Here is a 22,834-nt window from a genome sequence, read left to right on the forward strand (position 1 = left end):
CCGATGCTCCGACTAGCCTCGTCCTGGGTATGGGACTTCTGGATCGCCGACGACGGCGACCGCTACCACCTGTTCTTCCTGAAAGCCTCCCGTGCCCTGCTCGACCCCGACCGTCGACACTGGCGCGCCACGATCGGGCATGCGACGTCGACCGATCTGGTGACCTGGACGGAGCATGCGGATGCCCTCATCCCGGACGACTCGCCGGCATTCGACGACCTGGCGACCTGGACCGGGTCGGTCATCCGTCAGGACGACGGGACGTGGCGGATGTTCTACACCGCGGTCAGCCGCGCGGAGGGCGGGATCAATCAGCGCATCAGCTCCGTCGTCTCGGACGACCTCTTCACCTGGCGCCGAGAGCCCGGTCGTCACGTTCTCGAGCCTGACGCGCGATGGTATGAGACCGCGGACGACCGGCAGTGGCCCGATCAGGCGTGGCGAGACCCCTGGGTGTTCCGGGCTCGGGACGGCTGGCACATGCTGATCACGGCGCGTGCCAACCACGGCGAGCCCGACGATCGCGGGGTGATCGGCCACGCGACATCGGACGATCTCACGGAATGGACGGTGCAGCCGCCGCTCTCCGAGCCGGGATCCGGGTTCGGGCACATCGAAGTCGTGCAGACGGCTGTCGTCGACGGCCGACCCGTCGGCCTGTTCTCCTGCCTCGCGTCCGAGCTCGCCCGCGACCGTCGCGCCGAGGACCCGGTCGGCGGCGTCTGGGCCTTCCCGACCGACGACCTGGCCGGGCCGTTCGACATCGGAGCGGCGTACCGGATCACCGATGAGCGCCTGTACGTGGGCCGTCTCGTGCAGGATCGCGTCGGGCGGTGGCAGCTTCTCGCGTTCAGGAACAACGACGAGCACGGCGGCTGGGTCGGCGAGATCACGGATCCTCAACCCGTATCGTGGGTCGACGGCCGGCTCGATGTCGGCGACCCGAGCCTGGCCGAGGCGCTTCAGACTCGGGTGACCTCGTGAGTTCGGGTGCGCTCGTCGTCGGCGAGGCCCTCATCGATGAAGTCGTCGGACGCGACGGCGTCCGCCGTCACCCCGGTGGGTCGCCTGCGAACGTCGCGCTCGGTCTCGCGCGCCTCCACGTGGCCACCCGATTGCACACCGCGATCGGCGACGATGAGGACGGCCGGCTGATCCGCCGCGAACTCGCTGCTTCGGGCGCGATCGTCACCGCGGAATCCGAGACGGACGCACCCACGTCGAAAGCGGTGGCCGTGCTCGGCGCCGACGGTTCCGCGACCTACGAGTTCTCCGTTCGCTGGGCTCCCGGCGAACTCGATGATCTCCTGGACCCGCGCATCATCCACACCGGGTCTCTCGGCGCTTTCCTGGAGCCCGGGTCCGCTCTCGTCCGTGACATCGTCCGCCGGGGGAGGGCCGGCGGAGCGGTGATCACGTTCGACCCGAACGTGCGGCCATCCCTGGTCCCGCCTCCCGACGTCTCCCGCGTCCTGTTCGAGTCGATCGCGTTCTCCAGCCGGCTCACGAAGCTCAGCGATGAAGATGCGGAGTTCCTCTATCCGGGTCAGTCGGTCCACCGAGTCCTCGACACTCTCGTCGGCGCTGGCGTGGCGGTGGCCGCGATCACTCGAGGGAGCGAGGGCGCCGTTCTCGCCAGTGGCGAGCATCGCGTCGAGGTGCCGACGGTCCCGACCGAGGTCGCCGACACCGTCGGCGCCGGCGACTCGTTCATGGCGGCCCTCATCTGGGCGCTGGCCTTCGCAGTCGGCTCGTGGGACGGCGGAACGATCGAACCGAGCCGCCTGGAGGAGGTCGGGCGAACCGCGGCACGCGCAGCGGCGATCACGGTGTCGCGTCCCGGAGCCGACCTCCCCGTCCTGACGGAGCTCGCCCACTCGAACAGGAGGATCCATGCCCGCTCGTAACCGTTACGACGTGACGGAATGGCCCGTCGGCGATCCGTCGACGGACATCGGCGAGGTCATCAACAGCATCATCGCCGACATCAAGGACCGGCAGGCGGTCACGCCCGATGGGGGGAGGCCGGGCGCGGTCATCTCCATCCCGCCCGGGGACTACCGCCTCCGAACCCAGGTGCTGATCGACATCAGCTTCCTGCGGATCGAAGGATCGGGCCACGGTTTCACCTCCTCCAGCATCCGGTTCAATGTGCCCGAAGCCGAGTGGCCCGACCTGCACGAGCTGTGGCCCGGCGGCAGTCGCATCCTCGTCGACCTCCCGGCAGGACCGGATGCGGGGGAGTCCGCGCGCGCAGCGTTCCTCGTCGAACGCGAAGGAAGCCCGCGGATCAGCTCAGTCGAGTTCTCCGGCTTCTCGATCGACGGATTGCACTTCGCAGCCGACGGTTCCGAACTCGAACCGGAGAACACCTACGCCAACGGAAAGACCGGCATCTACGTTGCGAGCGCGAACGACTCGTTCCGCTTCAACGGCATGGGGTTCGTCTATCTCGAGCACGCCCTCACCGTCTGCAATGCGGACGCCCTGTCCATCCACGACAATTTCATCGCCGAATGCGGAAGCTGCATCGAGCTTCGCGGCTGGGGCCAGGCGTCGAAGGTCACCGACAACCTGATCGGTGCGGGCTTCGCCGGCCATTCGATCTATGCCGAGAACCACGGCGGCCTGCTGATCGCGGCGAACAACGTGTTCCCGCGGGGAGCGAGCAGCGTGGAGCTCAGCGGTGTCACACGTTCGAGCATCACGAACAACCGCCTGCACTCGTTCTATCCCGGCATGGTGGTCCTGGCCGCGAACAGCTCGGAGAACCTCGTGGCGACCAACCACTTCCTCCGCGACCTCGAACCCTGGGCGCCATTCCAGCACGTGGACAACGGGAAGGACGACGACTACGGGTTGCTGCGGATCGACGGGAGCAACAACTCGGTCATCGGCAACCACTTCTCCGAGGTCGTGGACGCGCACACGCTGCGTCCGGCCGGATCTCCGCCCGTCGTCGTCCGGCTCGTCTCCGGTCACGGCAACTACGTCGCGAACAACCACGCCGTCGGGCTGGACGTCGCCGCAACCTCAGGCGAATCGGCGTTCGCCGCTCAAGTGGAGGCGCTTCTGACGACCGGGGCATCAGGCGACCTGACGATCACTTCTGTGCTGGTCGAAGCCGGGTCCACTCGGAACACCATCCTCGACTCGGGGACGGACGATCAGCTCAGCGTGGATCTCGCTGTGAACGCGGTCAGGGCGACTCCCGGCATCGGCGCGTAGGAAGCGGACGCCGCCGTGCTCTCGCTGGAGCACGACGGCTCCGGTCTCCTAGGCGGGCGGATTCCAGTACTGGTTGGCGCCGCCCACGCAGTCGTAGAGCTGGAGCTGCGTGCCGTTCGTGGTGTCGCCGTACGGGACGTCGAGACAGCGACCCGAGGCCGCATTGACCAGCCCCTGATTCGCCCCACGCGTCCAGCGTTGGTTGCTCGTGCCGGTGCAGGCGGCCACGTCGACGAGCGTGTTGTTCGACGTTTGGCCCGGCGGCGCCTCCAAGCAGACGCCACCGGTGGTGACGGTACCGTCCGCGTTCATGGTCCAGGTCTGATTGCCATTGCCCAGACAGTCCCAGAGCTGGGCTCGTCCCGAAGCCACATCCCGGTCGAGGCACTTCGTCCCGTCGTTCCAGACGATCGCCCCGGTGGGCGGGTACGAGACGGTGGGTCCGACCCAGGCCTGGTTGGGCGACCCGACGCAATCGTAGATCTGAAGCGGCTGACCATTGGTGTAGTCACTGTAGTCGACGTCGAGGCAGCGACCTGAGAGCTCATTGACGATCGATCCGACGTTGCCGCGGCTCCACTTCTGGTTGTCCGCTCCCGAACACGCCGCCGTCTGCACGTGCGTGTGGTTGGCAGTCTCCCCGGGGATCGTCTGGAGGCACAGACCGTTCACGACGAGCGATCCGTCCGCTCCGAGGACCCAGGCCTGGTTGGACGCGCCCGTGCAGTCCCAGATCTGAACCGTTCCTGTCGGACCATCGTTGTCCACGCACTTCGTCGTCTCCGGATCGGTCGGCTGCGACCGAGCGGTTTGCCCGAGTGCGGCGACGATGGCGTTGCCGGGGGAGGTCCCTTCCCGAGAGGCCCGCCACGCCGATCGAAGGGGCGAGAACGACAGACTCGTCAATTCCGCCGAACCGCCGGTGGCCGCCAACGACATTCCCAGATCGCCGGCCGCAGAAGCGAAGTCGACGTTGTCGCTGATCACGGCCCTGCCGTCGTCGCCGAACACCTCGAGCTGGCCATGATCGACGAGGATGTGGATGCTGACGGCGTCGCCGATCGGTGCCAGCGGGGTCGAGAACGTCGGGTGGGTGCTGCTCGCGGCGTTGTCGACGGTCAGTTGTTGCGTCGCGAGGTCGTAGGACACCGAGGCGTCGCTGGAGCCGTCGGTTCGCTGGTGGAGACCGAATGACACCGCGCTGGCTGACGACCCGGTCATGGAGAACGACGCCTGGAGCTCGTAGGTGTCACCCGACGTCGTGGCAAGCGGGTCGGAGGACGGGTCGGCGGTGATGGTGCGGGCTGACCATGACTGTGTGCTCTCCCGCAGCACGGAGATCTCGGAGATGGGATTCCGGGTCAGCCGGATTCCGTCGGCGAAGGTGCTCAGCCCGAGTTCGACGGGGAAGGACGCGTTGCCGGTCCAGGTCGCACCATGGTTGCTTCCCTGCCATCCCATCTGCACGACACGTGCCGACGGCAGCTGGTTGAACGTCTGCGAGGCGTACCAGGTTCCGCCGTAGCTGGTGTTTCCGGATTCCATGCTCAGCGGCGTGAGCGAGTCGGGAACGAACATCCCGGACGAGTCCAGCCGGCCCGTCACGTACTGGCCACCCGCGTCCTGCAGCACCCACTTCTCCCGCGATGTGTCGCCATCGACCGGGAGCCGGTAGAGGTCGGGGCACTCCACGAACCACGAAGCCGCGTAATGGCCGGCCTTCGTCCAGGAGAGCAGGTTTGTCGATGTGTAGAAGCTGGCGCCTTGCGAGCCGGTGAAGTCGTAGAGCACCATCTCCCATCGATTGCCTATGGGATCCCATTGCACCTTCGGGTCGCGGCTCTCGGTCGTGCCGGTGGAGACCACTTGGGCGCCCCCGTCGTACATCTGGAAGGTGCGCGCGCCATCCACGCTGTACGCGATGCTGACTCCGTCGGTGCCGGTGAACAGCAGGATCGGGTCGTCTGAACCCGTCTTCAAGCCGGTCGCATTCGTCGTGTCGACCCAGGCGGAGCCCGACCAGAGCAGGCTCTGCGCTCCTCCCGGGTTCTGGACTCCCGGCTCCAGCGCGATGGGCTGTTCCGTCCAGTGGACCAGGTCGGTGCTGGTCGCGTGACCCCAGTGGATGTCGTTGTTCGCACCGAGCGAGTGGGGGTTGCTCTGGAAGAACAGGTGGTAGACGCCGCGGTAGTAGACGGGGCCGTTGATGTCGTTCATCCAGCCGTTCGGCGGACTGAAATGGAACTGCCCGCGATGCGGCTCCGTGTAGTCCGTCGCCTCGTAGGGGAACTCGGGATAGTCCGCCGCGTTGCCCGCGTGCGCCGGCCCCTCGACGGCGAGCGGCACCGACACCGCTCCGGCGGTCGCCGCCACGAGAGCGACCGCGGCCCAGGTGCGCGCAAGGCGCCTCCGCTCGCTCACGGCGTCGCCCGGAAGCCGTAGCTGGTCGTGAACGGCTGGAACTGGGCGGACGTTCCGCTGTCCATGACATGTGTGTTCGTGCTGCTCGCGTCGAGCACGACGGTGTGGACAGAGACATTGGCGGTGAAGTGGTTCGCTGCGATGTAGTTGCTGTCTCCCGACTTCACGAGAACCATCGTTGGAGTCGCACCGCTGGGGGTGATCGAACCGGACGGCACGTTGTATGAGAAGTGGTTGGCGATGAGAGCGTTGTTGTCCCCGTTGAGCTGTACGAGCCCGAAGAGGTCGTCGAGTCCGTTGTTGTAGCCGGTGAGCGGGCCGAACGTCTCGGGCTGGCGGTAGAAGTGATTGCCGCTGATGAGGTTCTCCTTGCAGTTGCCGGCAAGGGTGACCACGCCGGGGTAGAAGGCGTGGAAGCGATTCGCTGTGACATTCGAGAGGGTGCAGCCGACGAAATGGATGGAGTCCTTGCCACGCGGGAAGATGTTGTTGCCCGTCACCAGGAGGCCGAAATGCGACTCCGCGTAAATCGAGTAGCCGACGTACCCGGCGCCGATCAGGTTGTTGCTCACCTTGCTGGCCTGTCCGGAGCCGGTCAGCTCGATCGCGTTGCCGCACTCGGCGAGGAAGTTCTCGGTGACGCTGAGCGCGTCGGCGTCTTTCACGATCAACGCGTGCTCCAAGTAGACGAAGCCCATGTTCTCGACATGCGAGGAGTCGTTGGCGCTGTCGAAGCGGATGCCGACTTTTCCGTTCGTGTACGAGTTCTCGTTCGGCGTGAATGACGCCCCGTCGAGGCAGAAGTTCTCGAACGTGACGCTGCTGAGCCGCGGATTGCCGCCGCGAGTGACGATGAACGCCTCGGACTGGCCGTCGGTGTTCTGGACGATCACATGGCTCGAACCCGGGTTGATCTCGTACCAGGTCGACGTGTCCGCGGTGTTGTAGCGGATGCTCAGCGACGTGAAGCCGTGCCCTGAGCCCCTGATCGTGAGATAGCTGATGTCCACCGTGACTCGCGTCTTGAGCGGATAGTCGCCCGGCGGGATGTAGATGACCGCGCCGGGCTTGGACGCCTGGGACGTCTGGTTCGCCTTGATGTCCGCGATCATGCTGTTGATGACGGCGCCGATGTCGTCGTAGCAGGTGACGCTGCTCCCCGGAATCGTCCAAGACGTCACATCGTAGACAGTGTTCATTCTTCGTCCTCTCGAATGCGTTGAATGCTGACGTGGAGCTGTTCAGAGCAGGCCGACGAGGAACCTGCGGTCACCGGTGGTGTCGGCAGGCGCCGGTTGTGGCGCCTCCGCCGGCTGAACGGCGGCGTCAGCCGGAGGGATCCGAATCCATCCGAGCTGCCCGACGATCGCCGAGGCTATGGCCGCGGTCAGCACGGTTCGACGGCTGATGAGCGTTCCTGACGCTTTCATGCGATCTCCTTTGGTCGCCGGTGTTCGACATGCTGCAAAACCGTTTTGGCCTGCGTCTGGCCGAGACACGGTAGCGGCAGGTTTCGACGAGGTCAATGCCTTCTCGGGCGAACCCGGGTGCCAAAATCCCGGGGGCGCCGATCATCGCCCGCCAAAGATCTTTTGGCAGTTGACAGGGTGATTCCGCGACCCGTACGTTCGTGGCCACGGCACGGATGCGGCCGGCGATGGTGCGGATTCCCCATCGTTCAGCGAGGAAAGGGCGGCTCATGTTGGCAAACCTCAGCGGCTGGCATCTGGTCGCCATCTTCGCCGTGGTGCTCCTCGTGTTCGGCGCGACACGACTGCCGGCCCTGGCCCGAGGGATCGGGCAATCGGTACGGATCCTCCGGTCCGAAGTCGCCGACGGGAAAGCCGATGCGCCTGACGTCGAGGCGGGCGACGGCGCACCGCGGTAGGCGCTGCTCGGCGGCCCCGCGTATCAGCTGCTGGTCCGGCCGTAGTCGGCGGCCCTACGCCATTCCTAGCCTCCGCTACCGCCCGCCGACCTCGGCCGACGTCGGCGGCTCCGCCCCCGCCCGGGACACCGTGATCGCCGCCGCGCGAGCCGCGAAACCGCCGGCCGACGCGAGCTCGGCCCTCGAGCCGTCGCGCACGGCCTCCATCCCCGTCTTCAGCAACCAGGCCAGCAACGCCGCCATATAGCTGTCGCCGGCACCGACGGTGTCCACCACCTGCACGGTGATGGGCTCGATCTCGACCGTCGTGTCTGCGACAGCGAGGAGGGAGCCCGCGGAACCGCGTGTGGCCGCCACCAGTGCGCCGCCCGCGGCGATCGCGCGTGCCGCTTCGTCCACGCTCAGGTCGGGGTAGAGGAAGAGCGCGTCCTCGTCGCTGAGCTTCACGATGTCTGCGAGCTTCGCGAGTCGCTCGAATCGGGCCAGGGCTTCGGCGCGGTCGCCGACCAGGCCGGCCCGGATGTTCGGGTCGAAGCTGATGGTCACTTCGCCGTGGAGTTCGGAGGCGAGCTGTTCGATCCTGTCCGCACCTGGCGACAGGAAGGCCGAGATCGAGCCGACGTGCAGGTGGTGGAGCGGAGGGAGACCGATCCGCCGGGGGAGCTGCCAGCTGATGTCGAACTCGTAGCAGGCCGAACCGTCCGCTCCGATCGTGGCCGCCGCCGTGGATGTTGTCGGCAGGCTCCACGACTCCGGCAGCAGTGTGACGCCGGCTTCGCCCAGCCGAGCGCCGATCGTGTCGCATCTCGTGTCGCGGCCCAGCGCGGTCAGGAACGACGTCGCCACCCCGAGCCGGGCGAGGCCCAGCGCGACGTTCGCGGGGGACCCGCCGGGATGCTCGCGCGTCGTGCCGCCGAGGCGGATCACATCGATGAGCGCCTCGCCGGCGACCAGGACGCGGCGGAGGTCCGCGGGCGGGTCGAGGGCGTTCTCTGGCGGTGTCGGGGTTGGCATGCGCGGAGCTGCTTTCTTTGCGGATTGACTTGACCTGCGGAGCCCGGCGTTCCAGACTGCGTACTGATCACTCGAACTAATACGTATTAATACGTCGAGCAGGAGTTCTGGCCGCGATAAATACGTATTGGCAAAGCCTTCAGAGAGGAAGCGCACCTTCATGATCCGATCCCTCACGATCGCGACGGCCCTCGCCGTCGGCATCACGTTGACCGGGCTCGCCCCTACGGCGGTCCCCGTATCGGCGGCTCCGCCAGCCGTGGCGACCCAGCCTGCCGCCCCGTCGCCCGCTGCGACGCCCTCGACCGGGACCACAGGCCTCTATCACGAGCCGTACCGCCCGCAGTTCCACTACTCCCTGCCGACCGGCTGGATCGGCGACCCGAACGGACTGGTCTACAAGGACGGCCGGTACTACCTGTTCAGCTACGGCACCTGGAAAGGCGCGGTGAGCAAAGACTTGGTGCACTGGACGAACATCGATGTCACCGGCCCGGCGCCTGACCCCGGCGCCGGCGCGTTCTTCTCGGGCAGCGCGGTCGTCGACACGCAGAACACCAGCGGGTTCGGCGCGACGAAGAATCCGGCGATGGTCGCCATCTACACCAGTGTCCAGTCGCGCACGAACGTCGAATCCCAGGACATCGCCTACAGCACGGACGACGGACGCCACTGGACGCGCTACGCGAGCAACCCGGTGATCGACATCGGCTCCGTCAACTTCCGTGACCCCAAGGTGTTCTGGTACGCCCCGAAACACGAGTGGATGATGTCGGTCGCTCTGAGCGATCAGTACAAGGTGGCCTTCTACACGTCGCCCGACCTCAAGACGTGGACGCAGGTGGGCACGTTCGGCCCGGCCGGCGCCACCACGGGGGTCTGGGAGATGCCCGACCTGTACCAGTTGCCCGTCGATGGCAACACCCGCAACCAGAAGTGGGTGCTCAGCGTCAGCGTCGGCAGCACCGGCGTGCAGTACTTCGTCGGGCGGTTCGACGGCTCGACCTTCGTCCCGGATGGACCGGCCACGTACACGCCGCCGGCGGGCAGGGCGCTCGACGCGTTCGAGTCCGGGAGCTACGGCGACTGGACGACGACCGGCTCGGCCTTCGGCACGGCGCCGGCATCGGGCGCACTGCCCGATCAGCAGCCGGTCACCGGTGCGGACGGCCACTACTTCGTGGACAGCTTCAACGGCGGCGACGCCGCCACCGGCGCGCTCACCTCCCCGGTGTTCACGATCGACAAGAGTCGGCTCAACTTCCAGGTGGGCGGGGGTGACAACCCCTACGCCGCGGGTTCGGTCCCGTTCGGGACCCTTCCGACCGGGATGGTCTTCACCGACTTCTCCGGCACGTCCTACGATCCCGGCTGGACCACGACGGGCTCGTTCGTCGGCACCGGCCCGAGCCACGAGAAGCTCGGCAACCAGGTCAGTGCGGGCGTCCTCGACACCTGGGGCCCGGACGGCGACCCGAGCGAGGGCACCATCACGTCCCCGGCTTTCACCGTGGGATCGCCCTACATCGACCTCCAGATCGCCGGCGGCACGCATCCCATGAGCCAGCCGAACCCCACGGCGGTGAACCTGCTCATCGGCGGCAAGATCGTCGAGACCGCCACCGGCAACAACGCGGGGACCCTGGACTGGACGAGCTGGGACACCTCCGCGTATCAAGGCCAGCAGGCGCAGATCCAGGTGGTCGACCAGAACGACGGGTCGACCGGCTGGGGCCACCTCATGGTCGGTGACATCGTCTTCGCCAGCCAGAAGGCGCCCGTCTGGGACACCCAGACGTCCGTCGACCTGCTGGTGGACGGGAAGGTGGTCCGTTCGCAGACGGGCAGGAACAGCGAGAACCTCGACTGGGCGTCCTGGGACGTCAGCGACCTCCAGGGCCGGCAGGCGCAGCTCCAGATCGTGGACAACGCGACCGGCAGCTGGGGCCACATCCTCGCCGACGGCTTCACCTTGGCCGACAAGCCGGCGCTGAACCAGCTCCAGCGCGCGAGCTGGATCGACTACGGCAGCGATTTCTACGCCGAGAACACCTGGACGGACGCCCCCGGCGGCCGGCGGATCAACGTCGCGTGGATGAACAACTGGGCCTACGCCTCGAACGTGCCGACGACGCCTTGGCAGGGAGCCGAGTCCTTCCCTCGGACCGAGTCGTTGCAGTCGATCGGCGGAAAGGTCCAGCTCGTCCAGACACCGGTGGACGCCTTGTCCGACCTTCGCGCCGGCCCGGTGTCGAACGTGCGGGCGGTGACCGTCGCCGGCACGAAGCCCCTTCCCGTGTCGGGAGCCGAGCTCGAGGTCCAGGCGCGGCTGACGAAGGGAACCGCGTCGACGTTCGGCCTGAACGTGAGGACCGGGGGCGGCCAGTACACGCAGATCGGCTACGACACGGCGGCGGGTGAGCTGTACGTCGACCGGACCCATTCCGGCGACACGGGCTTCAATCCGTCGTTCCCCGGCCGGGCTGTCGCGCCCGTCGCGCTGGACTCCCGTGGCGGTCTCGACCTCCACATCCTGATCGACGCCGCGTCCGTCGAGGTCTTCACGGGAGACGGCACCCGGGTGATCACGGAGCAGATCTTCCCCGACGCGGCGAGCACCGGCGTCAGCGCCTTCGCCACAGACGGAACCGCGAGGATCGACTCGCTGCGGGCGTGGAAGCTGACGTCCATCTGGAACTGATCCGGACACAGCAGGAAGGCTCCCCGCCCAGATCGGACGGGGAGCCTTCTTCGTGCGTGGCGCCTAGAGCACCCGCGCGGCCAGCCTGCGGTCGTGCAACAGCGCGACCGACCAGGCGAGGTAGTACAGCGCGATCAGTGGCCCGGCGAGCAGGAGCATGGAGATCACGTCGGCCGACGGCGTCACGATCGCGGTGAAGCCGAGGATGACGAGGAACGCGATCCGCCAGCCGCGCAGGATCGACGCTGCGGAGAGCATCCCGAGGAAGTTCAGCAGCACGAGGAAGACCGGCGAGACGAACGCGAAGCCGGCCGCGACGACGAGCTTCAGCACGAACTGGAAGTAGTCGTTGGCCTGGATGAACGACGAGGAGCCGTCCGCTGCGAACCCCGTGAGCAGGAGGACGATGTGCGGCACGATCAGCCAGCCGGCGCCGCAGCCGACAAGGAAGAGTGGGACGGCGGTGAAGAAGAAGCCGAACCCGTACTTCAGCTCCCGGCGGCTGAGGGCCGGGACGAGGAAGGCCCAGACCTGGTACAGCCAGATCGGGCTGGACGCCACGATGCCGATCGCGAACGCCGCCTGCATCCGCAGGTCGAAGGCCCCGGTGATGGTGTCGAAGTTCAGCGCTGCGAGGCGATGCTGCGACGCTGCGGCCTCCGCGATCGGAGCCCGTAGCGCCGCGAGCACGAGTGGGCCGAGGAACCAGCCGCCGACCGTCCCGGCCAGGAGCGCCGCCGCGCCCCGTACCGCGCGCCGACGCAACTCCGCCATGTGGGCCGCCAGCGACATCCGCGCGGTGCGGTTCCCGCGGCTCACGGCGCGTCCGGGGCCGACCGCTCAAGGGAGCGGGAGGCGGGTTCGGGCTCGGGCTCGGCGAGGAGCGCCTCGCGGATGATCCGCCGCGGGTCGTACTGCCGCGGGTCGTATCGGCGCCAGTCGAGGTCGACCGAGTCGCCGACCTCTTCGCGCACCTGTTGCTGCACGTCGTCGGCGAGTCTCCGCAGCGAGCGCACGAACTGGCCGAGCTTGGCCGCGTAGCCTGGGAGCCGGGTCGGCCCGATCAGGAAGGCGGCGATCACGCCGATCACGAGCAGTTTCTCGAAGCTCATGACAGCACGCTCACGGCCGGGCGGAGACCCCGTCGGAACCGGAGGTGGCGGCCGACTTCTCCACTGTGCCGCCGGCTTCTCCGTCCGACAGGTCGTGGACCTCCTTGCGGAAGATCCGGATCGACTGGCCGAGGCCCTTCGACAGAGCGGGCAGGCGCGTGGCGCCGAACAACAGCAGCACCACCGCGAGGATCACCAGCAGGTGCCAGCCACCGAGATTAGCCAACATGAGTCATCTCCTTTGACGGACCAATACGAGCCAATTCGTATTAGTAATTCGTATTGGCAGGCTAAGCACTCGGCCGGGCGATGTCAAGCCGCAGGACGCGTCAGCCGCGGACCCTGAACTCAGCCGCGGACCCTGCACTCAGCCGCGGACCCGGGCTCAGCCGCGGACCCGGGCTTCCAGGCGCAGCAGGTCGACGGCGCCGTCGGTCGCGAAGACGCCGACGCGGCCGGACGCCAGGTCGTAGACGCGCGTGCTGAGCGCCACCCGATCGTCCACCACGACTACGCAGATGTCGCCGTCGAGGTGGACCTCCACGGTGTGCCGGCCCGGCGGAAGCGGCACGGGGCGCTCCGTTTCGAGCTCGTGCGGCACGTCTCCTCTGATCTGCCACTGCTCGCCGCCGGTCGTTCCCCGGGGCCAGCGGTCGAACACCAGCCGGCCGCGGCAGGGCTCCAGCCGGATCGAGTACGCCTGCTCGGCGTCGTCGGAGCTGCGGATGAGGAGCCCGCAGGCCTGAGTGGACGGCGCGATGTCGAACTCGGCGACGATGAGAGCCTCCGCCGGAACCTCGCCGGCGAGCCATACCGAATGCCGGTCCAGCGCCCCGCGGCCGACGACGGCATCCGCGCCCTGCACGGGGGCGAGCTCCGGCAGGAGGTCGCGGGCCGTGTCGTAGAGGGCTGTGACCGCTCGGGGCAGGCCGAACCGCAGCGAGCCGTCGGCGGACTGCTCGGCGCGGAGTGACGACATCGTCCCGGCCCACTGCCACGCGCCGCTGTCGGTCTCGCCCTGCCTGGTCGCGATCCAGCCGATGAAGTGGCGCTCTCCGGCGTGCTCGACGGTCTTCGACGCGTAGAAGGCGCGGCCGTCGACGGTGTCGTACTCCGGCGCGCGCCACGGGCCGTTGGGGGAGTCGGCGATGCGGTAGCGGGTCTGGAACGAGTCGGAGAACTCCGAGTAGACGAGGTACCAGTGGTCGCCCCACTGGAAGACGTCGGGGCACTCCTGGGCGATGAACCGGCGCGGGTCCCAGATCGGCTCCGCGTCGCCCCAGCGGACGAGGTCGTCGGAGACGAGCCGCGCGACGACACCCGAGCGGCGGTAGGGGGCGCCCAGCCGCCGCGTGGCCAGCAGCATCTGCCACGGCTCGCCGGGAGCCGCGCGGAAGACGAATGGGTCCCGCCAATCCTCCGCCGAGTAGCCGTCGAGGGCGCCGAAGGTCCACTCGGGGTGGCGGGTCCAGGAGTCGAGGGCCGCAGAGGATGTCGCGTGGCAGACGACCTGCGCATCCCCGTCCGCTGTGCGGATGCGGGGGTTGTGCCCGGTGTAGAAGAGGTGGTGCACTCCATCGTCGTCCGTTACGACGCTGCCGGTGTAGCAGTCGAAGTCCTCGGCCTCCGCGCCGCCCGACGGCAGCACGACCCCGCGGTCGGTGAACCGCGCGAAGTCGGTGGTGGTCACCGCCGCCCATGGCATCCCCTCGTCGCGGTCCAGCGGGCGGCGCGGGTCGCGGGTGTCCAGAAGGTAGTAGAGCCAAACCGTGCCGTCGTGCTCGAACGGGATGACATCGCCGACGTACCCGCCCTGGGGCAGGAAGTGGGTGGAGCTCATCGGGCGGAGTCCGCGCGCGGGGCTCCGAGCGAGGCGCGGTCGATGTACTGACAGGGGACGAGTGTGCGCTGCGGCGGCTCCGCGTCCTCGATCAGCAACGTGCCGGCGGTGATGCCCATCTGGAGGTGCGGGAGCGCGACGGTGGCGAGCGGAGGGTGCAGCTCGGCGGCGAGCTCCGGCTGGTCGTCGAAGCCCACGATGGAGATGTCCCTGGGGCATTCCAGCCCGGCTTCGTGGGATGCGAGCAGCGCGCCGACCGCCATCCGGTCGTTGCCGCAGACGAGGGCGGTCGGAGGATCGTCGGCCAGGATGCGGGACGCCAGCTCGTATCCGGAAGATACATGGTAAGTGCCGTAGGCCCGGGGGATGGACGCCGGGTCGATGCCGGCCTCGACCGCGGCGTCGACCAGGCCGCGCTCGCGCTCCTTGCACGCGTAGTCGTCGGACGGACCGCCCAGGAAGGCGACCCGGCGGTGACCGGCGGCGAATACGGCGGCTGCGGCGTCCCGGCCGCCCTGGTACTCGTCGGCCAGCACGAGGGGCGCGTCCTCGACGTTGTCGGCCCAGCAGTTGACGAAGACCGTGCGGATGTCCTCGCCGATATCGAGCGCGGAGATCGGCTCGGGGCCGGGGGCCGCGTACACCAGTCCGGCGACTCCCTGCCGGACGAGGTTCTCCACGGCCGATTTGCCGCTGTCCGGCGCCTCGGAGATCTCGACGACGAACGACACGTACCCCGCGGGCTGCACCGCCTGTTGCACGCCGAGGACGATCTGACCGGCGTAGGGCTGGGAGACGACGCGGTGCGCGATCACGCCGATGGTGAAGGGCCGGTTGGAGCGGAGGGACTGGGCCGCGCGGTTGGGCTGGAACCGCAGCTCCTTCGCCGCCTTCAGGATCCGCTCGCGGGTCTCCGGCGCGACCGAGATGTCGCGCCGGTCGTTGAGCACGAAGGACACGGTCGGTTGGGACACCCCTGCCCGCCGGGCGACATCCTTCATGGTCACCCGCTTCGCCGGGCCGGTGTTGTTCGCAGCCATCAGATCGTTCCTCCCGAAACTGATCATGCCACAAAGCCAATACGTATTTGCAATTCGGGACGGGCTAGAGCTATGCTCGGAATCCCAATACGTATTAGTCCGGTCGTGGCACCCGTCACGACCACGACGCTCAGAGAGGAGCGGACGGATGACCAGCACCTTTGGAACGGCCATCGACCGTCGCACTGTGATCAAACTCGGCGGCGCGGGCCTCGCGCTGACCGGCCTGGCCTCGCTGGCCGCATGCTCCACAGGCGGAGGCGGTGGAACGAGCGCATCGGGCACCATCAAGATGCTGTACTTCGGAGACCAGAAGGCGGCCACGGCGCTGCAGAACACCCTGCAGCCGCAGATCAAGAAGCTCGACAAGAACGCGAAGCTCGAAGTCACGGCCATCAACGGCACCGACTGGAACGACTTCCTCGCGAAGGTCCTCACCCAGATCGCCGCCGGAGCGGCCCCCGACCTGGTGAGTGTCGCGACCGAGGGCCTCCAGCTCATGGCGTCCAAGGATCTGCTGATCCCCCTGGACAGCTACGTGACCAAGGACCTGTCGTCACTGCAGGGCTACTTCGACCAGATCCACCCCGCGCTCGTGGAGTCGATGATGTACCAGGGGCACCTGTACGAGCTCCCCGACAGCTTCAACGCCGGCAGCATGTTCTACAGCACCGACCTCTTCCAGAAGGCCGGGCTCTCCCGTCCCGCCGACAACTGGACGATGGACGAGTTCCACACTTACGCGACCAAGCTCAAGGGCCTCGGCGGCGACGTCAACGCCTTCGACTGGGTGGTGCGCCTCTGGGGAAGCTGGACGTCGTTCCTGTACGCCAACAACGGCAACCTGCTGGAGGAGGGCAAGTACTCCGGCGGCGACTGGCTGTGGAACTCCGCCTTCAAGAACAACCCGGTCGGCGTGCACGGCCGCAAGGGCGGCTGGAAGTGGGGCACGCCCACGGCCAACTCGGAGGCCGCCGTCGAAGCCCTCGAGTACGTGGTCGACCTCCAGCGGTCCGGCCTGTCGCCCTCGCCCGACGTCGGAGGCGGCGCCACCCTCCAGGGCCTGTTCTCCACCGGCCGCATCGGCATGACGATCGGCGGCGGCTTCTGGGCAGGCGGCCTGCACAACGCGGGCATGGCGGACGGCAGCTTCGACGTGCAGCGCTTCCCGACCTGGAAGAGCAATAAGTCGCTGTTCGGCGCGGGCGGCTACGGCATCTTCAACTCGTCGAAGAACAAGGACCTCGCCTGGGAGGTCGTGAAGATGATGGTCGAACCCTCCACCTTCGACATCATGTTCCCGGGCAACGTCACCACGCCCGGCCGCAAGCAGCTGCTGACGGCCGACCGGTACAAGACGACCGGACCGGAGAACTGGTCGGTCTTCTACGACCAGCTCGAGGGCTCGGTGCCGATCTCCGCGCCGCCGTACTACAACGCGCTCGCCACCTCGCTCAACCAGCGGACGACGCAGGCGATCTCGTCGGGCAACGCCAAGGCGGCGCTCGACGGCATGCAGTCCGACTTCGAGAAGGCAGCGCAGGCGTCCTGATGGCTGTCCAGACCCAGGAGCGCCCGCGCGTGAATGGGGCGATCTCTCCTCGCCGTGCCGTCCGTCGCCCCGGTGTGCGACGGGCGGCCCGGCGGGAGGGCGCGTTCGGCTATTCGATGATCGGGCTCGCGGTGGCGTTCGTCGCCGTGTTCACGTTCATCCCGATCCTCGCCTCCCTCGGGCTCTCGTTCTTCTCGTGGGACGTCATCTCGCCCCCGAAGTTCGTCGGGGTCGCCAACTTCACCCGACTGTTCAGCGACGGCTCGACCCTCGCCTCGTTCGGCGTGACCATCCTGATGGCCATCGGCATCGTCGTCCTCCAGATCACCCTCGGGCTGCTGCTCGCGGTCCTGGTCAACAGCCGCAAGCGGAAGTCGACCAAGGTCTTCTTCCGCACGGCCTTCTACCTGCCCCTGCTGGCCTCCACCGCAGCCGTGTCGATCTTCATGGGCTACCTGTTCGACGCGAAATTCGGGCTGATCAACTACTACCTGACCCAGCTCGGGCTGCCCGCGGTGCCGTGGCTGACGAACCCGGTGGCGGCGCAGATCACGATCATCCTGATCGTCGTCTGGCAGCAGGTCGGCTTCACCTTCGTGCTGTTCGTGGCCGCGCTGACGTCCGTCCCGCAGGAGGTCCAGGAGGCCGCGGCGATCGACGGGGCGGGAGCGTGGCGCACTCTGCTGCGGATCAAGATCCCGCTGATCAGCCCGACCATCCTGTTCGCCACGGTCGTAGCGATGATCAACGCGATGCAGCTGTTCGACCAGCCGTTCATCATGACCAAGGGCGGCCCGGGCACGGCGACGACCACCGCGACCATCGCGATGTACCAGACCGGGTTCCAGAACCTGCAGTTCGGCTACGCGTCGGCGATCGCGATCCTGCTACTCGTCATCATCCTCGCGCTGACCGGAATCCAATTCCTCGCCGCACGAAAGCTGGTGTTCTACCAATGACCACAGATGTCGCCCCGAGCACGACGGTCGTGCTCGGCCGCCGCCGGCCGATCGTGAAGGTCGGCAGCATCGTCGGAATGGTGCTGCTCGTCCTCGCGGCGGTGTTCGCGCTCGGCCCGCTGCTCTGGACCCTGACCACCTCGTTGCGCACGCCGGCGGAGGCGTTCACAAACCCGCCGCAGTGGATCCCGACCAGCCCGGACTTCAGCAACTACGCCGCGGTGTTCAATCAGATCCCGATCGGGCAGTTCTTCCTCAACAGCGTCGTCGTGACGGTGCTCATCGTGGTGGGCCAGACGATCACCTGCACCCTCTCCGGCTATGCGTTCGCGATGGTGTCGTTCCCGGGCAAGAACACGATCTTCGGCATCTTCCTGGCCACCATGATGGTGCCGCTGCAGACGATCATCATCCCGGTGTTCGTCATCGTGAAGACGATGGGCATCAGCGACTCGCTCGCCTCGCTCATCATCCCCGCACTGGGGAGCGCGTTCGGGACCTTCCTCATGCGGCAGTACTTCATGCAGATGCCGAGGGAGCTGGGCGAGGCGGCCCGCATCGACGGCGCGTCGCAGTGGGGCGTATTCTGGCACGTCTACGCGCGGATGGCGTCGCCGGCGATCGCGACGCTGGCGATCCTCAACTTCTCCGGATTCTGGGCCGAGTTCTACCGGCCGCTGATCTTCCTCCAATCGCAGAGCAATTTCACGCTGCCGCTGGGACTCGTCGGGCTGCAGGGCAACCTGGGGACCGGGTCGATCTCGGTGGTTCTGGCCGGCGTCATCCTCGCGATGATCCCCAGCGTCCTGCTCTTCATCTTCGCTCAGCGCTACTTCATCGAGGGTGTGACCGCCGGCTCCTTCCGCTGAGCCCCCCGCACAGGCCGCATCGAGGCGGCCGCGAACAGAGAGATGTGTGAACTCCATGAGCGACCACCACCTTCCCCACTTCCACGTGCGCCTTCCGCGCGGTTACGTGAACGACCCCAACGGCCCGGTGGAGCTCGGGGGGACGACGCACCTCTACTTCCAGTCGCGCTCGCACGCCGAGCTGGCAGTGCCGGTCGAGTGGGGTCACGCGACGAGCGAGGACCTCGTGCACTGGACACTGCAGCGGCCGGCGATGAGTCCGGTGCCCGGCGGTGTCGACTCGGGCGGGTGCTGGTCGGGGAACACGGTGGTGGACGGAGACCGTGTGCGCGCCTTCTACTCCGGAAAGGTGGATCACAGCCCATACCAGTCGATCCTGACGGCCCTGTCCGACGAGGACGGCACGAACTTCAGTCGGCCGGCGCAGGTGGTCGACGACCCTGCGCCCGAGGAGGGCGTGACGATGTTCCGCGATCCGTTCGTGTGGCGCGACGGCTCGACATGGCGCATGGTGGTCGGCTCTGCCGGCCCCGGCGCCACGGCGAGCATGAGGCAGTACGGCTCAGCGGACGGCCTGTCGTGGCGGTTCGAGGGCGAGCTGGCGCAGCTGCCGAGGACCGTGTTCGACGGTGTCGACACGGGCGAGGGATGGGAGTGCCCGCAGCTCATCACCGTGGACGGCCGCGAGGTGGCGATCGTGTCGTCCTGGTCGCACGAGGGTGGCCCGGCTGATGTGCTGGCCTTCCCGGTCGACGCGGCCCCGGCTCCGCGCCGGGTGGACGACGGCCACAACTTCTACGCGGCCTCCGTGATGCGCGAAGGATCGTACGGGCAGGTGCTCTTCGGCTGGATCACCGAGGGCAGGGACGCAGCGTTGTGGCAGGCCGCGGGCTGGGCCGGCGCGATCTCGCTCCCTCGGCGCACGTGGCTCGACGGCGACCGGGTCTGCAGTGAGCCGCACCCGGCGGTCGCGGCTCTCCGGGTCGGTTCGGGCCGTGCGGCGAACGGTGCGGCGATCGGCGCGCAGGCCGAGATCCTCGTCCCCGCGGTCTCCGGAACCGTGCGAGTCCGGTACGACGAGGACCACTGGCTCGACGTCGTCCTCGATCTGGAGGCGGACACCCTCACCCTCGACCGGAGTGCGGTCGGGGGAGAATCCGGTGCCGACGCGGAGGCAGCGACGAGCACGCGAGCATTCGGCGACCGTACGGACTGTGCCGCGCGGATCCTTCTTGACGGGTCGGTCGTCGAGGTCTTCACGAGCGCCGGGCGCTCGATCACGAGCCGGGTCTACCCGACGACGCCGCCTCCATGGCACGTCCACGCGCCGGTCGGTGCAGTCGCCTGGGACCTCGAGAGATCGATCTCCTCTGCGAACGAGCAGGAGATCGTACGGATGAACACGGTATCGGTCGGCTAGGAGCCCCACAGAACCGCACAACCGTGAGCGCCGACCAGTCGGTTCGCGGCGCCGGGGGAGAAGCCACCCGACTGAGAGACGGCACCCACGATCGGTTTGCCGAGGAGCTCGGCCACCCACGCGCGCGCCGCGGCGGGCACCTGCTCCCACGGCGCGCGGCTGTTCGCCTTCGGTACCTCGGCCATGACGTCATTCTTCAGTACGACCCGGGCTCAGCTGTCTTGTGACGCGTCAGCGAGGTGAACGTGAGTGGGGCGGTCCCGTTCATGCCCCCGAACGCGCCTCGCTCCCGTCGACCTTGACCCAGCTGGGCGGGTGGGGGCGGCGGCGCTCGCGGTAGAGCCGGAGGGCGAAGGGTGCCCAGAGGATGATCCCGACCCCCACGCCGACGAGCATGCCGCCGACGGTGTCGAGGATCCAGTGCGCGCCGAGGTAGGTGCGGCTGAGCATCATCAGGCGGTGTAGACCAGCCCCGCGATCCAGACCCAGGTGCGCCAGTGTACTACGTGGCCCGCGCATGGCTGGCGCGATTCTGAGCCTTCCTTTCGCGCGGGTGCCGCCCGCGACTCCGGTTCACCCCTTCTGAGGCGTCGGCCCGTCCTTCCGCCAGACGACCGCTTGTGCCACATACCCTGTGGTCCCGTTCCATGTGATCGCGGGGCCGCCGTGGAGCTCGTAGCCGAGGTCGAGCGCCTCGCTCACTCGTTCGCAGAAGGTCGAGTCGTCCACACCGGTGAGCAGCCGGTAGCGGGGGAGTGTGTTGTCGGACGCGTCCATTCGCTCATCGTCGCACAGCATCGACCTGTTCGTTCTCTTCGTGTGGTTCCGGCGTCGGGTCCAGCGTGCTCACGTCGAGTCGTATGCGGTTCGTGGCGCGGAGGCGGCCGGCCGCGATGTTGCGCACTGCTCTGGTGAGCAGGCTCGGCGGACGCAGCCCGCGGTAGACGAACCGATTGGTCGTCACGAGGCGCAGTATCGGGCGTGCGGCCTCGGCGGGCGTGCGCCCCCACAGCGCTATGACCACAGGGAGGGCGTCGAGCCGTCGTTCGTATCCCTTCTGCGCGGTGACCTTGCGGAGCAGGTCGGTCGTGACCAGTCCGGGGTTCATGCCGTGCACGCGGACGCCTGAGGCTCTGGTCTCGCGTCGCAGTGTCTCCGTGAATTGGCGGACCCAGCGTTTGCTGGACGCGTACGCGTTCTGCATCGCAACGGGGCCGTTGTCGCCCTCCCCGTACAGGTTGACGAGGTCACCGAACCCTTGCTCGAGAAAGACGGGCAGGGCGACCCGGGATCCGTGAAACGTGCCGACGATATTGGTTCGTACCACGTTGATGAAGTCGTCGACCGGGGTGCTGGCTGTCGGTCCGTAGACTCCGGACACCCCCGCGTTGTTGATCCAGACCCTGAGGATCCCGTGCGCGAGGGCGTGGTCGCGCAGCGCTTCCACCTCCGCGAGGATCGTGGTGTCGCAGGTCAGCCCGCTCGCGCTGATGCCCTCGGCCCGGAGCGAGTCCACCGCTGTCTTGACGTGACTGTCGCTGCGGGACGATACGACAACGTGGGCGCCGCCGTGCCCGAGAACGCGCGCCATCGCCAGACCGAGACCGCGGGTGGAGCCCGTGACCACGGCGACACGGCTGGCGAGAGGCACTCGTGTCGCGTCGGCGGTGCTCCGGTCATGGGGACCGGCAATGGCGACCCCCTCGTCGTGCGGAGTGTCGCGCCGTGTCCGATCCCCTCGTTCAGACGTGATCATCCGGTTCCTCCTCCGCCGCCTCTTCGAGGACCTGTGCGTCCCCGGCAGCGACGGCGCAGTGGGCTCGTGTGCCGACCGTAAACCCGACGGCGTCCTGGCGTGTGGGACTTTCGGCCCGCAACAGCGGCACGTGGTCGCCGGCGAAAGACCTGGCCGCCATCGCCGACGACTTCGATGGCGGCCAGGTGGTCTGTCGGGTTCAGGCACCCCGTCGCGGGAGGAAGACGCGCATCGTGCTCGGCCCGTTGTTCGCCCAGGCGAAGTAGGGCTTCAGCTCGAGGTCGAGCTCCGCGGTCTCCGCCTGGTCCCAGGCCCGGGGCGCGTACGGCCACTCCGCAGGGGCGGTGCGCGCGAGTGAGATGCGGGCCCTCGCCCCGGTCGGGGTGGCGGCGATCGGGTGTCCGTCGTGGAGGCGGATCTCGTCCACGTGCGCGCCGTACGGGAGGTCCGTCGACTCCGCGCACAGCACCAGGGGGCCGCGTTCCACGGCGACGGTTCCCCGCACGGCGTCCATGCCGGGCGCCGGGTAGGCGAGTCGTGGCTGCATCGGCAGCGAAAGCCGGATCGGATCGTCGGGCGCGAACCGCGCGCGGATGCGGGCGTAGCCGTCCACGACGGTCTGCTCGACGCCCGCGTGGGTCACGCGACCTCCTACACGTTCTCCGAGAACGGAGTAGTGGTCGGTCAGGGCGACCTGACCGCCGACACGCCGGACGCCCAAGCGGCCACGCTGAAGGTCGAAGGCAAGGCGAAGGGGACCTACACCTACACGGTCGTCTTCACCAACGCCGCGGGCTCGACCACCAGCAAGGCGATGACGGTCACCGTCACCAAGTAGCACGACGGGGACACACAGCGGGGCCGGCGGTGACGCCGGCCCCGCTGCTCGTCTGTCTGCGTCACCCGGTCTCCGGATCGAACTGCGTTCGGTGATCGTTCGTCGGCACGTCGATGTCACGCGTCAGCCGATGGAGCTCGTCGAGCCGGGGAAGCGACGCCCGCAGCCGGCCCGGGTGATAAGGGTGGGGAAGAAT

24 protein-coding genes are annotated in these 22,834 nt (G+C 67.9%); 10 read left to right on the top strand and 14 right to left on the bottom strand.

Annotated elements, in window-relative coordinates; genetic code table 11:
• Nucleotides 1-3: 3 nt before the first annotated feature.
• Genes Q0Q23_RS03980 through Q0Q23_RS03990 form a run of 3 tightly spaced genes read left to right on the top strand, consistent with a single transcriptional unit; the run spans nucleotide 4 to nucleotide 3,228 of the window.
• The gene (locus Q0Q23_RS03980) at nucleotides 4-984 is read left to right on the top strand and encodes a glycosyl hydrolase family 32 (RefSeq protein ID WP_295119645.1); all 981 of its coding nucleotides are present in this window, start codon (nucleotides 4-6) and stop codon (nucleotides 982-984) included.
• Entirely contained in the window at nucleotides 981-1,907 is a 927-nt protein-coding gene (locus Q0Q23_RS03985; protein ID WP_295119648.1) for a carbohydrate kinase, read from the top strand. The genes Q0Q23_RS03980 and Q0Q23_RS03985 overlap by 4 nt, the downstream gene beginning before the upstream one ends.
• On the top strand, nucleotides 1,894-3,228 hold the full coding sequence (locus Q0Q23_RS03990) for a right-handed parallel beta-helix repeat-containing protein (RefSeq protein WP_295119651.1): 1,335 nt from the start codon (nucleotides 1,894-1,896) through the stop codon (nucleotides 3,226-3,228). Before Q0Q23_RS03985 ends, Q0Q23_RS03990 begins: the two co-directional genes overlap by 14 nt.
• A 48-nt stretch (nucleotides 3,229-3,276) precedes the next feature.
• On the opposite strand, the gene Q0Q23_RS03995 is transcribed toward Q0Q23_RS03990, so the two are convergent.
• From Q0Q23_RS03995 to Q0Q23_RS04005, 3 genes are read right to left on the bottom strand one after another with little or no spacing between them, the layout of a single operon-like run.
• Nucleotides 3,277-5,649 carry a ricin-type beta-trefoil lectin domain protein gene (locus Q0Q23_RS03995; protein WP_295119654.1) on the bottom strand — a complete coding sequence of 791 codons (2,373 nt, stop codon included), beginning with the start codon at nucleotides 5,647-5,649 and terminating at the stop codon, nucleotides 3,277-3,279.
• On the bottom strand, nucleotides 5,646-6,848 hold the full coding sequence (locus Q0Q23_RS04000) for a NosD domain-containing protein (protein ID WP_295119657.1): 1,203 nt from the start codon (nucleotides 6,846-6,848) through the stop codon (nucleotides 5,646-5,648). Before Q0Q23_RS04000 ends, Q0Q23_RS03995 begins: the two co-directional genes overlap by 4 nt.
• A 42-nt stretch (nucleotides 6,849-6,890) precedes the next feature.
• Complete coding sequence (locus tag Q0Q23_RS04005) at nucleotides 6,891-7,079, bottom strand: hypothetical protein (protein ID WP_295119659.1); 189 nt, start codon at nucleotides 7,077-7,079, stop codon at nucleotides 6,891-6,893.
• Nucleotides 7,080-7,348: 269 nt separating this feature from the next.
• Between Q0Q23_RS04005 and Q0Q23_RS04010 the strand changes: the two genes are divergently transcribed.
• Nucleotides 7,349-7,537, top strand: a complete 189-nt coding sequence (locus Q0Q23_RS04010) for a twin-arginine translocase TatA/TatE family subunit (protein WP_295119662.1) — start codon at nucleotides 7,349-7,351, stop codon at nucleotides 7,535-7,537.
• 75 nt (nucleotides 7,538-7,612) lie between these two features.
• Here Q0Q23_RS04010 and Q0Q23_RS04015 read toward each other — a convergent pair whose 3' ends face one another.
• Nucleotides 7,613-8,551, bottom strand: a complete 939-nt coding sequence (locus tag Q0Q23_RS04015; protein WP_295119665.1) for a PfkB family carbohydrate kinase — start codon at nucleotides 8,549-8,551, stop codon at nucleotides 7,613-7,615.
• A 160-nt stretch (nucleotides 8,552-8,711) separates the two neighbouring features.
• Here Q0Q23_RS04015 and Q0Q23_RS04020 point away from each other — a divergent pair, with 160 nt between their 5' ends.
• Complete coding sequence (locus tag Q0Q23_RS04020) at nucleotides 8,712-11,252, top strand: GH32 C-terminal domain-containing protein (RefSeq protein ID WP_295119668.1); 2,541 nt, start codon at nucleotides 8,712-8,714, stop codon at nucleotides 11,250-11,252.
• Between the two features lie 63 nt (nucleotides 11,253-11,315).
• Here the strand turns inward: Q0Q23_RS04020 and tatC are convergent, their stop codons facing one another.
• From tatC to Q0Q23_RS04045, 5 genes are all read right to left on the bottom strand, one after another.
• On the bottom strand, nucleotides 11,316-12,071 hold the full coding sequence (tatC, locus tag Q0Q23_RS04025) for a twin-arginine translocase subunit TatC (RefSeq protein ID WP_295119670.1): 756 nt from the start codon (nucleotides 12,069-12,071) through the stop codon (nucleotides 11,316-11,318).
• Nucleotides 12,068-12,364 carry a twin-arginine translocase TatA/TatE family subunit gene (locus Q0Q23_RS04030; protein WP_295119673.1) on the bottom strand — a complete coding sequence of 99 codons (297 nt, stop codon included), beginning with the start codon at nucleotides 12,362-12,364 and terminating at the stop codon, nucleotides 12,068-12,070. Before Q0Q23_RS04030 ends, tatC begins: the two co-directional genes overlap by 4 nt.
• Nucleotides 12,365-12,374: 10 nt before the next feature.
• Nucleotides 12,375-12,593, bottom strand: coding sequence for a twin-arginine translocase TatA/TatE family subunit (gene tatA, locus Q0Q23_RS04035; RefSeq protein WP_295119676.1), 219 nt, complete (start codon nucleotides 12,591-12,593; stop codon nucleotides 12,375-12,377).
• A 156-nt stretch (nucleotides 12,594-12,749) separates the two neighbouring features.
• Nucleotides 12,750-14,204 carry a glycoside hydrolase family 32 protein gene (locus Q0Q23_RS04040; RefSeq protein WP_295119679.1) on the bottom strand — a complete coding sequence of 485 codons (1,455 nt, stop codon included), beginning with the start codon at nucleotides 14,202-14,204 and terminating at the stop codon, nucleotides 12,750-12,752.
• Nucleotides 14,201-15,244: a LacI family DNA-binding transcriptional regulator gene (locus tag Q0Q23_RS04045; protein ID WP_295119682.1), complete on the bottom strand. Its 1,044-nt coding sequence runs from the start codon at nucleotides 15,242-15,244 to the stop codon at nucleotides 14,201-14,203. Before Q0Q23_RS04045 ends, Q0Q23_RS04040 begins: the two co-directional genes overlap by 4 nt.
• A gap of 148 nt (nucleotides 15,245-15,392) precedes the next feature.
• Here Q0Q23_RS04045 and Q0Q23_RS04050 point away from each other — a divergent pair, with 148 nt between their 5' ends.
• From Q0Q23_RS04050 to Q0Q23_RS04065, 4 genes are read left to right on the top strand one after another with little or no spacing between them, the layout of a single operon-like run.
• The gene (locus tag Q0Q23_RS04050) at nucleotides 15,393-16,796 is read left to right on the top strand and encodes a sugar ABC transporter substrate-binding protein (protein WP_295119685.1); all 1,404 of its coding nucleotides are present in this window, start codon (nucleotides 15,393-15,395) and stop codon (nucleotides 16,794-16,796) included.
• Nucleotides 16,796-17,755, top strand: coding sequence for a carbohydrate ABC transporter permease (locus tag Q0Q23_RS04055; protein ID WP_295119688.1), 960 nt, complete (start codon nucleotides 16,796-16,798; stop codon nucleotides 17,753-17,755). The genes Q0Q23_RS04050 and Q0Q23_RS04055 overlap by 1 nt, the downstream gene beginning before the upstream one ends.
• Nucleotides 17,752-18,624 carry a carbohydrate ABC transporter permease gene (locus Q0Q23_RS04060; protein ID WP_295119691.1) on the top strand — a complete coding sequence of 291 codons (873 nt, stop codon included), beginning with the start codon at nucleotides 17,752-17,754 and terminating at the stop codon, nucleotides 18,622-18,624. The genes Q0Q23_RS04055 and Q0Q23_RS04060 overlap by 4 nt, the downstream gene beginning before the upstream one ends.
• Before the next feature lie 55 nt (nucleotides 18,625-18,679).
• On the top strand, nucleotides 18,680-20,044 hold the full coding sequence (locus Q0Q23_RS04065) for a glycoside hydrolase family 32 protein (protein ID WP_295119694.1): 1,365 nt from the start codon (nucleotides 18,680-18,682) through the stop codon (nucleotides 20,042-20,044).
• Here Q0Q23_RS04065 and Q0Q23_RS04070 read toward each other — a convergent pair.
• From Q0Q23_RS04070 to Q0Q23_RS04090, 5 genes are all read right to left on the bottom strand, one after another.
• Entirely contained in the window at nucleotides 20,041-20,229 is a 189-nt protein-coding gene (locus Q0Q23_RS04070) for a hypothetical protein (protein WP_295119697.1), read from the bottom strand. The two genes, Q0Q23_RS04065 and Q0Q23_RS04070, sit on opposite strands and share 4 nt — an antisense overlap.
• 79 nt (nucleotides 20,230-20,308) lie before the next feature.
• Entirely contained in the window at nucleotides 20,309-20,497 is a 189-nt protein-coding gene (locus Q0Q23_RS04075; RefSeq protein WP_295119700.1) for a phosphatase PAP2 family protein, read from the bottom strand.
• A 120-nt stretch (nucleotides 20,498-20,617) separates the two neighbouring features.
• On the bottom strand, nucleotides 20,618-20,821 hold the full coding sequence (locus tag Q0Q23_RS04080; protein ID WP_363316235.1) for a DUF1737 domain-containing protein: 204 nt from the start codon (nucleotides 20,819-20,821) through the stop codon (nucleotides 20,618-20,620).
• A gap of 4 nt (nucleotides 20,822-20,825) precedes the next feature.
• Nucleotides 20,826-21,695 (bottom strand): SDR family oxidoreductase, encoded by an 870-nt coding sequence (locus tag Q0Q23_RS04085; RefSeq protein ID WP_295119703.1) that lies wholly within the window; start codon nucleotides 21,693-21,695, stop codon nucleotides 20,826-20,828.
• Nucleotides 21,696-21,999: 304 nt separating this feature from the next.
• On the bottom strand, nucleotides 22,000-22,443 hold the full coding sequence (locus Q0Q23_RS04090) for a beta-L-arabinofuranosidase domain-containing protein (RefSeq protein WP_295119706.1): 444 nt from the start codon (nucleotides 22,441-22,443) through the stop codon (nucleotides 22,000-22,002).
• Between Q0Q23_RS04090 and Q0Q23_RS04095 the strand changes: the two genes are divergently transcribed.
• Nucleotides 22,435-22,638: a hypothetical protein gene (locus Q0Q23_RS04095; protein ID WP_295119709.1), complete on the top strand. Its 204-nt coding sequence runs from the start codon at nucleotides 22,435-22,437 to the stop codon at nucleotides 22,636-22,638. The two genes, Q0Q23_RS04090 and Q0Q23_RS04095, sit on opposite strands and share 9 nt — an antisense overlap.
• Nucleotides 22,639-22,834 lie beyond the last annotated feature (196 nt).

The sequence above is a fragment of the uncultured Leifsonia sp. genome, assembly GCF_945957465.1.
Lineage (GTDB): Bacteria > Actinomycetota > Actinomycetes > Actinomycetales > Microbacteriaceae > Leifsonia.

What these genes read in the sequence shown, in the direction of transcription:
- Q0Q23_RS04020 (WP_295119668.1), top strand. Translation starts at nt 8,712, where the DNA reads ATGATCCGATCCCTCACGATCGCGACGGCCCTCGCCGTCGGCATCACG.
- Q0Q23_RS04070 (WP_295119697.1), bottom strand. Translation starts at nt 20,229, where the DNA reads ATGGCCGAGGTACCGAAGGCGAACAGCCGCGCGCCGTGGGAGCAGGTG.
- tatA (WP_295119676.1), bottom strand. Translation starts at nt 12,593, where the DNA reads ATGTTGGCTAATCTCGGTGGCTGGCACCTGCTGGTGATCCTCGCGGTG.
- Q0Q23_RS04065 (WP_295119694.1), top strand. Translation starts at nt 18,680, where the DNA reads ATGAGCGACCACCACCTTCCCCACTTCCACGTGCGCCTTCCGCGCGGT.
- Q0Q23_RS04045 (WP_295119682.1), bottom strand. Translation starts at nt 15,244, where the DNA reads ATGGCTGCGAACAACACCGGCCCGGCGAAGCGGGTGACCATGAAGGAT.
- Q0Q23_RS04010 (WP_295119662.1), top strand. Translation starts at nt 7,349, where the DNA reads ATGTTGGCAAACCTCAGCGGCTGGCATCTGGTCGCCATCTTCGCCGTG.
- Q0Q23_RS04005 (WP_295119659.1), bottom strand. Translation starts at nt 7,079, where the DNA reads ATGAAAGCGTCAGGAACGCTCATCAGCCGTCGAACCGTGCTGACCGCG.
- Q0Q23_RS04080 (WP_363316235.1), bottom strand. Translation starts at nt 20,821, where the DNA reads ATGGACGCGTCCGACAACACACTCCCCCGCTACCGGCTGCTCACCGGT.
- Q0Q23_RS04000 (WP_295119657.1), bottom strand. Translation starts at nt 6,848, where the DNA reads ATGAACACTGTCTACGATGTGACGTCTTGGACGATTCCGGGGAGCAGC.
- Q0Q23_RS04060 (WP_295119691.1), top strand. Translation starts at nt 17,752, where the DNA reads ATGACCACAGATGTCGCCCCGAGCACGACGGTCGTGCTCGGCCGCCGC.
- Q0Q23_RS03990 (WP_295119651.1), top strand. Translation starts at nt 1,894, where the DNA reads ATGCCCGCTCGTAACCGTTACGACGTGACGGAATGGCCCGTCGGCGAT.
- Q0Q23_RS04055 (WP_295119688.1), top strand. Translation starts at nt 16,796, where the DNA reads ATGGCTGTCCAGACCCAGGAGCGCCCGCGCGTGAATGGGGCGATCTCT.
- Q0Q23_RS04050 (WP_295119685.1), top strand. Translation starts at nt 15,393, where the DNA reads ATGACCAGCACCTTTGGAACGGCCATCGACCGTCGCACTGTGATCAAA.
- Q0Q23_RS04040 (WP_295119679.1), bottom strand. Translation starts at nt 14,204, where the DNA reads ATGAGCTCCACCCACTTCCTGCCCCAGGGCGGGTACGTCGGCGATGTC.
- Q0Q23_RS03980 (WP_295119645.1), top strand. Translation starts at nt 4, where the DNA reads ATGCTCCGACTAGCCTCGTCCTGGGTATGGGACTTCTGGATCGCCGAC.
- Q0Q23_RS04030 (WP_295119673.1), bottom strand. Translation starts at nt 12,364, where the DNA reads ATGAGCTTCGAGAAACTGCTCGTGATCGGCGTGATCGCCGCCTTCCTG.
- Q0Q23_RS04075 (WP_295119700.1), bottom strand. Translation starts at nt 20,497, where the DNA reads ATGATGCTCAGCCGCACCTACCTCGGCGCGCACTGGATCCTCGACACC.
- Q0Q23_RS04015 (WP_295119665.1), bottom strand. Translation starts at nt 8,551, where the DNA reads ATGCCAACCCCGACACCGCCAGAGAACGCCCTCGACCCGCCCGCGGAC.